The sequence below is a fragment of the Streptomyces sp. CBMA156 genome (assembly GCF_014596515.1).
Lineage (GTDB): Bacteria > Actinomycetota > Actinomycetes > Streptomycetales > Streptomycetaceae > Kitasatospora.
This window is the reverse complement of sequence record NZ_MSJQ01000387.1, coordinates 34,375-42,612: the sequence shown is the minus strand read 5'-3', so window position 1 is coordinate 42,612 and position 8,238 is coordinate 34,375. Positions and strand designations below refer to the sequence as shown.

The following is an 8,238-nucleotide window of genomic DNA, read 5'->3' as shown; positions in this document are numbered from 1 at the left end:
GCGCCGCGCTGGACGGGGCGCAGCAGGCGGGCGGCGTCGAGGACGTCGGCGATCGGGGCCTGGCCGGGGTCGGCGTAGCGGGTGGCGTTGGTGAGGACCGGGAGGAGGTCGAGGTCGGCGGCGAGGCCGACGGTGCGGGCGGCCAGGCGCAGCGAGCCGGGGCCGGTGCCGGTGCGGCGGTGGTGGACGGCTTCCAGGCGCAGGTGGGGGCCGAACCAGGTCCGCCACGGGGCGAGGAGTTCGGTGGCGCGGTCGGGGCGGCCGGCGGCGAGGGCGCGGACGGGTTCGGATCCGGGGCCGAGCAGGGCGGTGAGGCCGTCGGTGTGGGCGGCGAGGACTTCCAGCGGGACGACGGGTTGGCCGCCGCCGCGCTCGGCGCGGACCGCCCAGGCCGCGGTGATGAGGGTGCAGAGGTTGGCCCAGCCGGTGCGGTCGCGGGCCAGCAGGGTGACCCGCGCCGCGGACTCGTCGACGAACGCCCCTCCGCGGGCGGGGGTGCGGCGGCGGCCGGCGGGCCGGTCGGGCTGCTCGACAACTCCGACGGCGAGGTCGGCGCCGAACAGCGGCCGCACCCCGGCGGCGGCGCAGGCCTTCGCGTGGCGGACGACGCCGGAGACGGTGTCGCGGTCGGTCAGTGCGAGTTCGGTGATGCCGCGCTCGGCGGCCCGCTCGGCGAGGGCGGCCGGCGGGGAGGCGCCGTAGCGCACGGAGTAGCCCGAGGCGGTGTGCAGATGGGCCGTGAGCACCCTGCATCGCCTCCTGTCCGGTCGGCCCCCTTCGTGTCGTTGGTCCCGGCTCCCCTCCGGCCCCTGTATTCGATGCTACGTTCGATTATGGATGCAAGCTGCATTACCGCAGGTGGGGGACGTGGAACAGAGTGTGGTGTCCCGTGCCACCGAACCTGGATCGATTGCCACTGAAGTTGGACCACTGCCCGGTTCGTGCCATCGATCCTTGACCGCCCTGGTCAGGGCCTCACCGAGCGGTGTCAGGCCCTTGCTGGATGATCTGGCCATGCTGATTGCGACCAACGAGCGCGGCCACGTGGTGAAACGGCCGTCCAAGCTGGCTATCGGGACGATGCTGGCCAACCTGCGGCGGGGAAACGCCCACATGGTCCTGGAGCGGGTGGACGAGGAGCAGCCCGGAAGTTGGTACATCCAGGTCCGGCTCCGCGAGAACAACACCTTTCAGCTCGAATACAGGGACGGCGTGGCTGAGCTGCACTATCAGACACTGACGATCTCCCAGGAGAAGGTCCTCGGGGCACTGCTCGGCTGGGCTGGCGCGAAGCCGGGCTGGCGGGACGGCTTCATGTGGAACAACATCGGTGAGCAGTTCAGCCCCAGCGACTGTGGATCCCCGGCGCCGCCCGGCGGTACGAAGCTGTCGACTATCCAGGAACCGCTCTGACCAGGGCGGTCAAGGTTCGGTGACACGAACCGGGCAGTAGTCCAACTTCAGTGGCAATCGGTCAAGGATCGGTGACACAGGACATGTGGTGCCCCGGCGGCGACGGCGGGGCGGCGTCCGCCCGACCGGCGCCCGGGCCAGGGCCGTTCCCTCCGGAGCGCACCAAGGCCCTACGGTGAGGCCATGAACCTCGGTGACCTCCAGGGCCTGATGGCGCGCCGCCGGGCCGGCTCCGGCCTCAGCCTCAGCGAGTTCTGCGCCGATCCCCTGATCGCCGCGCTGCGGTGGCCCGAGGACGTCGTCGAGCAGTGGCTCTACGACCACGGTGACAACGGCGCCTTCCAGCGCGACTACGGGCACGTCGACCTGGCCCGGATCGCCTGGAGCCTCGAACCGGTCACGGCCACAGAGCTGTGCGGGATGCCGACCGGAGCGTCGGATGACGGCTGCATCGACTACTACGCCGAAAACCCGGACTACTGGGCCGCCGCTCGGAGTTCAGGCGCTCACGAGGGCGTCGCACGCTGCTGGGCGGAGCAGGGGACCTGGACGCGGCCGCCCGTCCTGCTCGACCGGGCGCTGGTCTACCCGGAGGGCACCGGCACCGGCCTGCAGGTCGTCGAGGGCCGGACACGGGTCGGCGTGCTGAGAGGCCGCAGCCGCCAGGGATCGCTCGTCGCCGCACAGCACCAGGCCTGGGTCGGACGTCCCGCGCCCGTGTCGGCACGCTCCTCGGCGCCCCGGGGTGCCGATAGGCTTCCGCACTGACGGCGCCCGTCCCCCGTCGCCCTTTCGCGGCGTGCTCTCGGCGTCGCGGGCAGAGAAGGGCACCCGGTGGAGCGCACGGAAGAGTTCGGGCTGGACATGGACGGTCTCCTCTCCGAGATGGCGGCCCTGTACGCCCGTGAAGACGGTGACAGCGCTCCGCCGCTGATGCCGCTCGGCGGCATCGGACGGCAGGAAGGCGAACGGGTCGTGGACCTGGACGCACCGCTGCTGGGCCACGCCACCCGCGAGATCCGCGACCTGCTCAAGCGCGGCCAGCCGTACGGGCTCGACGTCCGCGACGCCCAGCGCGCCGTCCACCTCGACCGGGCCCGGTGCCTGGAGCTGCTGGCCGCCGCCGTCGAAGCCGGCTACCTGGCCGCGCCCGAAGACCTCCACGAACCCCGGCACTGCCACACCTGCCGCACCGACGACTGCGAGTACCACGAACACCGGACCTGGAAGCTGACCCCCGCCGGCCGGAGCCTGGCCCACGCCTCCGGCCGCAAGCCGTCCACCCGCAAGAACGCCGACGCGCTGGTCGCCAAGGTCGTCAAGGCCGCTGAAGCGGTCAATGCCGCCCCCGACGCGACGCTGTGGTGGGTCAGGGAGATCCGGGCGGTCGGCCCGTACGCCGACGACGGCCAGGAGCAGCTGCTCCACGTCGACCTCGCCGTGGACCTGCGCCCGCGCCTGGACGACCCGGCCGAGCAGCGCAAGGCCGAACAACGCCTGCGCGACGCGGCCCGGGACCGCGGCGAGCAGGAACGGGTGTGGGACATGGTCGGCTACGGCCACTGGCAGACCCGGCTCGCGCTCGCCGGGCGCAGCAAGGTCGTCCGGTTGTTCCGGCCCGCCCAGGGACTAAAGGCCCCGGTGCTCTTCCAGGAGGAGCGGGACCTCACCACTCCCGCCGTGCCGAGCGCACCCTACCGGCGGCCTGCGGAGACCCCGCTGGAGGCCTGCTCGTGGTGCCGACGGACGGTGCCGGCGGCGCGGGTCGCCCGGCGCGGCTGCGCGCTGGCCTCCTCCCCGGTCGCGCTGTGCGAGCAGTGCCTGTCGCTGGGCTGGACCGATGGCCTCCAGTACCAGGGATCGTGGCAGGTGTGGGCGTGGCCCGTCGTCCGCGACCTGCGCGGGTCGCTCCCGCAGGCCCCGTTCCACGAGGCCGGGTGCGCGCTGTGCGGACGCGAGGACGCGGTGGAGCGGCCGTGGTGGCCCGGCGACGATCGGAACGGCTCCGGCACCGACGGGCAGGAGCCCGTCGTGATGAGGCTGTGCGACGTCTGCCCGGGCCTGCTGGAACTCGTCGACGCCCCCGGGCGCGAGGGCTGGTGGTGCGCCCGTCACCAGGCCGCGTGCCTGACCGGCATGCACGCCCTGCTGCACCAGGGCGCCAGCGCCGACGCGGCCCCCGGCACCCGGAAGGCCCGCAAGGCGCCGCGGCTGACCCCGCTGCACCGGGAGGTGCTGGACCTGGTGGCCGAACACGGGGCGCTGTCGGCCTGGGACCTGGCCCGGGCGCCGTTCAGCCAGGACCACCAGGACTCCCGCTGGTGGCAGGTAAGACTGGCCCACCTGTTCGATCACCGCCTCATCACCGGAGTCCGCAACGGGAGCGGGGAGGACCGGGAGCTCGTGCGCGCCACCAGCGAGGCGGAACGGGACCTGGCCGCCCAGCTCCGGGCCCTGCACACGCCGGGGCCGGTGTGGGACGGGGAACGGGTGGTGGAGCCCGCGCCGCCGGCAGGCTGGCCCGAGCTCCGCGGCCAGGCCGAACACACGGCGGCGCTGATGGACCAGGAAGCGCTGCGGCGGCGTGCGGACCACCCCGTCCCCGAGGCTCCCCGCGGCCGCTGGGGCTAGCAGACCCCCGACCTCGCGGGTTACCGCACTCCCGGCAACGCCTGGGATGCCATCGAGGTCATGCCGGACACGATGCGCCTGGACGACGAGGACTTCGTGAAGCTCTACCGCGAACGGGTGCAGCAGGAGGAATCTGTGCGCAACAGCTGGCGGCGGCGCTCCATCCTTACCGCGATCGCTGGCGGCCAGGAGCAGCCTGCCGTTCCGGCAGAGGATGCGGGCAGGTCGTCGAGGTGGGTGCCCATCTGATGGGCCGGGCGCCAAAAGTTCTCTGCTTCAGCCATGATCTGATAACTCTCAGTGACTGTCGGCGTGGCCGTCGGTGCGCGGAGCGGTCTCGGCCCCGAGACGGTTGGTCCGCAGGGATGCCGCGCCTCGTCCCTCTTCCATGGTCGCCCGGTCCCGGGCCGTCTGCCAGCCGCCTGCCACCGGAGCGGCATGGCATGTCGGCGCGGTTGCCCGAGTGCCCGGGCCTCCTGTGGTGAGCCTCTTGGTGCTCCAACCCGGGAGTGTGGTCGAATCCTGGCCGAGCAGCGCGTCGTGGTCGCCGCCGAGGTCGCCACGGAGGGCCATGGGCCCGATGGCATCCACCACGGGTGCGGCAGGCTGGCCGCCGCACGGTTGCTCGGGATTTTCGAGGGCGGGTGTTGACCTGACGCGGCCCGGCCCGCAGGTGTTCGCGGGCCCGGTGTGCCGGGTCCGCGAACTGGCGGGACCGTTGGCTCACCCACGAGGGTGGGCCAGGCGCCGGAGGGAGGCCACGTGCGGACGGCATCCGAGTCCGCAGGTTCGGGCGCCGCAGCCCAGCCGTCCGCTTCCTCCAACCCGGCACCGGGTCGGCAAGCCACCATCATCCATTAGCGAGCTAACTGAGCAAACGTCAACTTGCTTTTTCTGTACAGCGCTTGTGTCCTAAGCTGCCAGCAGCAATTCGGCACATGCCGACTTCCTGTTCCTCCCCATGGGCCTTCGTGCCACGGGGGCGCAATGGCCGCTCGACGGTCGCGCCACGGGCCGGGGATTCGGACTGGAGTCCAGAGGCCAATATCGCCCCCGCGGCGTGCGGTGCTGGCAACTGAGTGACCCCTGTGTGCTTCCACGGGGTCCGGGCCCTTTGCTCTGCCCGGACCACCAGGACCGGGCCGACCGCCCTCTTGCAGGAAGCCCCCATGACGATCACCGAATCGGTGACCCCCGCGGCCGACGACGAGTTCGACGCGCCGCTCACCAACCCCTTCCCCGGTGCCGACAAGTTCACCTGGACCCTCGCCTTCTCCGAGGCGCTCGGGCTGGAGACCGGGCTCCCGCCGCTGATCACCGACGCCATCGCGGCGTTCGTGGTGCGCCCCAAGAACTACCTGACCCGACAGCGCGGCCAGCAGACCTACCGGATGCGGCCGGGCTTGATCGTCCCGGACCTGTCCACCGGTCTACGCGTGCTCACCGTCCGCACCCACGGTTTCGCCGGCACGCCCACCGAGTACAACGAGCGCGTCCGCAGCACGTTCGACTCCCCCGCCCAACCCGACCCCGACCCCGAACGCACCCTGCCGATGCTGGTCACCGGTGACTCGGCCGACGGAACGCCCCTGCCCTATCTGACGACGGCGCAGCCGGTGCCCGCGGGGACGCTTAACTCCCTGCTCGGCATCATGGACACGGCACTGGACAAGGCCGACAGCGACCGCCCGTACGATCTCAGCGACAACCTGCGAACCTTCGGCCAGAACACCAGCACCCTGCACGTCCCGCTCCTGCGGAGCGTCGCCGAGGTGCGCGACGGCCGCCCCGCCACCCGCCAGATCCTGGACCTGGTGGCCATTACGGGCAGCAACCGCTCCCGGGCCCGCCTGAAGCTCCACGGACTCACCGCCGAGCAGATCTGCTTCGGCATCCCCACCGGTCGGCTGTTCCTGCCGGACCCGAAACCGGGCGAACCCGCCCACTCCAGCCACATCGCCGACCCGAGCACCTGGGTTCCCGCGTACGCCAACGCCCTGCGCGACGCCTACGAGGCCCCCGGCCACCTCCTGCACGGCACGGCCCGCGCCGCCGCCATGATCGCCACCGTGCAACTGAAGATCATCGTCGGGACGGACAACCTTGGGGAACTGCACAACACCGTCTTCGACCCGAACCGCACCGACCACCGGCACCCCCCGCTGGACTACCCGATCGCCGAGAAGTCCAGCGCCGACATGCGGGCTGTCCTGCGGGACGCCACCACCCGTGGCCGGTTCACCGAGGCGTGGCGCGCCTGGCTCGCTGGCGAAGCCCCCGCCCCCGAGGGCGTGCCGGACACCATCCTGGAGGCCCGGGACCTGCGCGACCGCACCCTGTGGGCGCTGGCGTTCCCCGAGGACCGCGAGCACGACCGGGAGGTCGCGCAGGTCCTCGGCGAGCCGCGCCGCTCCAGCACCGGCGCCCAACACGTCGCGCTGCGGCTGCGGATGGTGTCGGCTGCGATCGCCCTCGGCTACCGCAACCGGTGGAACCCCCGTCTCATCGACGGTGTCTTCGGCTACCGCTTCATCATGGACGGCCACCACCAGGCCAAGATTCCGCACTGGGCGGACGCGCTGGCCGCGGCGGCCCACAGCACTGAAGACCTGCGGCAGTTCCTCAACACCCGCGGCCTGCACTGGCTGGCCGAGCACGACCTGATCGAGGCCGACCGCGGCTCCGCCGACGCCCAGAAGGCGGGCCGTCGCAGCGGCGTGAACGCCCGCAACGCCATGCTGGCGGAGAGCAGGGCAGCGCAGGCCGTGGGGCTGCTGTGGGAGATCGCCCGGGCCAACCAGCACGGATCCCCGCCCCGCCAGGTCGACGCGGAGGGCGCGCCGATCGAGGGCAGCCGGGCGGACCAGACCTGGTTCAACAGGGTCTTCCCGAAGGTGGCCAAGGCGAAGAGCACGGGCATCGGTAGCGGGAAGGGCAGCCGGACCGACTCCACGCCGCCGAACCAGCCCCCGCCGTCGAAGCAGCAGGTTCTCGTCGGTGCCCAGAACGTCCTGGTCCACCAGGCAACCAGTGCAATGCCCTCGGCGGTGCTCAACCTCATCCGCGCCGTCCGGCAGACGGTCGACGCGGGGCTCGCTGCCGGGGAGGGCGGGCTGCAGAACATGCCGCCGGACTCCGTCAGCGCGGTGTTCAAAGCAGTGAGCCTAGTCCAGCAGGACCTGCGCAACCTGCAGAGCACCCTGCTGGACATGCAGCACGGGCCGGCGGCCGTGGTCGCCTCCGAGGTCGAGCGGTTCCTCAACGAGGCGGCCGAGGGCACGTGGTGAACCGCTTGCGCCTGCCCGTCGGCCCGGCGCTGACCATGCCGCTGCTGGCCATGGTCTCCATGTCCGCGGGTCGGCACCTGCAGCAGGCCCATCTGTGCCCCACACCGTGGGCCGACCGCGCACGCTTCGACGCCCTGGACGTCCTCACCGCGGTCTACCTGGTCACCGACACCACGGGCCGACTGCGCTGGCTCGGCCAGGCCAGCCGCCCCGTCCAGGTCCACGTACTGCCACATCTCGGCAATGGCGTCCACGTCGACCCAGGTCTCCCGTGCCTTCTTGCCTTTGGTGATCTGGGCTGACAGCGGAAACGGTAGCGGCAGCGTCGTCGGCCGGGTCGGCAGAGTCGGCAACTCGTAGGTGAGTAGATGCGTGAACTCCTGTGCGCGCAGCCCACTGGACACCACCAGCTTCGCCATCGCGGTGTTGCGCCCCACCTGGCGGCCCCGGAAGGTGTCCGGTACGCCGCCGGGCCCCAGACCCGCCAGAGCCCAAAGGAACAACTGAAGGAAGTCAGCCTCCAGGTACGACAACGTCACGTGCGGCTTCGGGGCCCGCAGCGTCGCCATGTTGCGGCGGGTCTCCACGGGGCCGGCCTCGGTAAAACGCCGGACCAGGGCATACGTGAACGGCACCGCCGTGCAAAAGCCCTCCTCGACAGCCCACTGGTAGAACCGCGCCACTGTGTTCACGTTCTGGTTCCACGTGCTCACGTCCCAACGGGCCGAGAGCGGACCGGAAAGGCGGTACTCGGAGAAGCTGCTGAGGGCTGCACGCAGGGTCTCGCGGTCCGCGAACGGATGGACCCCGACCTCAGCCAGGTGCTCCAGCCAGGGCTTCATCGCTTGCGCATAGGTCTTCCAGGTCTTCTGGGCCGGGGCGCCATCCAGCGGGAGGTTCTGCAACC

The 8,238-nt window shown here is 71.7% G+C and carries 7 protein-coding genes; 6 read left to right on the top strand and 1 reads right to left on the bottom strand.

The annotated features are described in order from the left end of the window. Window positions 1-746: PHP domain-containing protein (locus tag BU198_RS34475; RefSeq protein WP_188300790.1), on the bottom strand; the 746-nt coding region annotated here is incomplete at its 3' end. A 208-nt stretch (window positions 747-954) separates the two neighbouring features. Here BU198_RS34475 and BU198_RS34470 point away from each other — a divergent pair. From BU198_RS34470 to BU198_RS34445, 6 genes are all read left to right on the top strand, one after another. After that, window positions 955-1,413, top strand: coding sequence for a hypothetical protein (locus tag BU198_RS34470; RefSeq protein ID WP_188300789.1), 459 nt, complete (start codon window positions 955-957; stop codon window positions 1,411-1,413). Window positions 1,414-1,596: 183 nt separating this feature from the next. Then, window positions 1,597-2,181, top strand: coding sequence for a hypothetical protein (locus BU198_RS34465; RefSeq protein ID WP_188300788.1), 585 nt, complete (start codon window positions 1,597-1,599; stop codon window positions 2,179-2,181). A gap of 66 nt (window positions 2,182-2,247) precedes the next feature. Continuing rightward, complete coding sequence (locus BU198_RS34460; protein ID WP_188300787.1) at window positions 2,248-4,044, top strand: hypothetical protein; 1,797 nt, start codon at window positions 2,248-2,250, stop codon at window positions 4,042-4,044. Window positions 4,045-4,104: 60 nt separating this feature from the next. Beyond that, window positions 4,105-4,293 (top strand): hypothetical protein, encoded by a 189-nt coding sequence (locus BU198_RS34455; RefSeq protein WP_188300786.1) that lies wholly within the window; start codon window positions 4,105-4,107, stop codon window positions 4,291-4,293. Between the two features lie 920 nt (window positions 4,294-5,213). Then, on the top strand, window positions 5,214-7,331 hold the full coding sequence (locus tag BU198_RS34450) for a hypothetical protein (RefSeq protein ID WP_188300785.1): 2,118 nt from the start codon (window positions 5,214-5,216) through the stop codon (window positions 7,329-7,331). A gap of 5 nt (window positions 7,332-7,336) precedes the next feature. Next, window positions 7,337-7,633, top strand: a complete 297-nt coding sequence (locus BU198_RS34445; protein WP_188300784.1) for a hypothetical protein — start codon at window positions 7,337-7,339, stop codon at window positions 7,631-7,633. Window positions 7,634-8,238: the final 605 nt, after the last annotated feature.